Source organism: Trebonia sp. (assembly GCF_049794275.1).
GTDB lineage: Bacteria > Actinomycetota > Actinomycetes > Streptosporangiales > Streptosporangiaceae > Trebonia.
On the sequence record NZ_JBARCR010000687.1, the window covers coordinates 1 to 1,612 of the forward strand.

General features: G+C 71.5%; 2 protein-coding genes and 1 pseudogene. 1 reads left to right on the forward strand and 2 read right to left on the reverse strand.

Annotation, left to right across the window (positions count from 1 at the left end; translation table 11 throughout):
- Window positions 1–297 (reverse strand): annotated as a pseudogene (locus tag WA805_RS18360) (hypothetical protein); the annotation flags it as partial.
- A gap of 97 nt (window positions 298–394) precedes the next feature.
- A complete protein-coding gene (locus WA805_RS18365) occupies window positions 395–1,207 on the reverse strand; it encodes an SAM hydrolase/SAM-dependent halogenase family protein (protein WP_422289299.1) in 813 nt (270 codons plus the stop codon).
- A gap of 30 nt (window positions 1,208–1,237) precedes the next feature.
- Between WA805_RS18365 and WA805_RS18370 the strand changes: the two genes are divergently transcribed.
- A complete protein-coding gene (locus tag WA805_RS18370; RefSeq protein WP_422280042.1) occupies window positions 1,238–1,492 on the forward strand; it encodes a DUF3263 domain-containing protein in 255 nt (84 codons plus the stop codon).
- The last annotated feature ends 120 nt before the right edge of the window (window positions 1,493–1,612 follow it).

Sequence of the window (1,612 nt, forward strand, 5' to 3'; positions counted from 1 at the left end):
GCCTGAGGCGGCGTAATCCGGGCCGGTCAGCACGGCGCCTGAGAGGTCCTGCTGGCTGGCGCTGACCCCGGTGGACAGCACCGCGACGATCACGCCCGCGCCCTTCGGGGACGCGGCCCGCCAGGCCTGCTGCACGTGCAGGCTGGTCAGCCACCACTGGCTGGCCAGGTCCGGGGCGGACGTCCGCGGCGCGCGGGCAAGCGGCGCCGCGTTCGCGGGCAGCACGAAACCCGTCGCGACGGCGAGTGCCACCAGCACCGGTAGCGTGCCGCGGAGCAGACGAGACACTTCGGTCACGTCCTTCCCTCCAGAACCGGGGCGAAGGGGCTATATGTTAAGAATTCAGGCCCTTATGGTGTCATGCGCCCGACAGGAACGGAACGCGGCACGCTAACTATTTCGTGACGGTGAGCGTCACCAGCGTTTCGGGGTGCAGCCCGAGCCGCTGGGCGGCGTTGCCCCCGTTGACCGCGATCGCGACGTACCCCGCGCTGTCCTGGAAGCAGACGAGTTCGCCGGCCGCGACGTCCCCGAACGTCGAGCCGAACGGGACGGTCAGCTCGCGGGAGTCCCACGCGAGCGTGGCCGTCGTCCCGGGGGCGAGTCCGGCCCGCGCCGCCTCAGGTCCGGTGACGGACAGCTGCGCGTTGCCGAACCTGTCGACGGTGAGCACCTCCGCGTCAATGCGGCCCCCGGTGATCCGGCTTGCCGGCCTGGGCAGCGTGACGAGGCTGGCCACGTCGAGCCGGCCGCCCGCCTGGGCGAGCGGGACGCCGGCCGCCAGATGGGCCGCCACCGGCATGAAGATGTCCCGGCCGTGGAAGGTCGCCGTCGCGGAGTCCAGCCACAGCGCCCTGTTGGTGAGGCTGACCGCCTCGATGGCGCCGCCCGCCTCGGCTACCGCCCAGGACAGCAGGCCGTTGTCCGGCCCGACGAACACGGAATCCCCCGCGGCGATCGCGACGCCGCGCCGCGCGGTGCCGACGCCAGGGTCCACGACCGCGACGTGCACAGCCGGCGGGAGGTATCCGACGGTCTGCGCGAGAACGGCCGCGCCGCGTCGTATGTCACCCGGGGGCACAAGGTGTGTAATGTCGATGATGCGGGTCTTTGGCGCGATCTGGAGGACGACCCCGTGGCAGGCTGCCACGAATGCGTCTTCCAGGCCGTAGTCGGTCAGGAACGTGAGACAGTGAAACGGAGCCACGCCCCGCGAGCCTACTGAAGGGAGCGGCGCATGTCGGCCTTGTCCGAGCGTGACATGCGGCTGCTCGCCTTCGAACGTGGCACCTGGCGCACCGCGGGCGCCAAGGAACAGGCGATCGTCGAGGTACTCGGCATCTCGGCGACCAGGTACTACCAGCTGCTCAACGAGCTGATCGACAGCCCTGACGCGCTCAAGTTCGACCCGGTTCTCGTCAAGCGGCTGCGCGCGCAGCGCGCCCGCCGGCAGCGCATGCGCTCGCCGCAGCCGGGTACCAGTCAGCGGTGACCTCTGTGCCGGAGCCCTTGCCGCGGGCGGCCACGGCCGAGGGCCAGGCCGGCCTTGACGCCATCCTGGCCGATCCGGCCCGCGCGCTGATCGCCACCGACTTCGACGGCACGCTGGCGC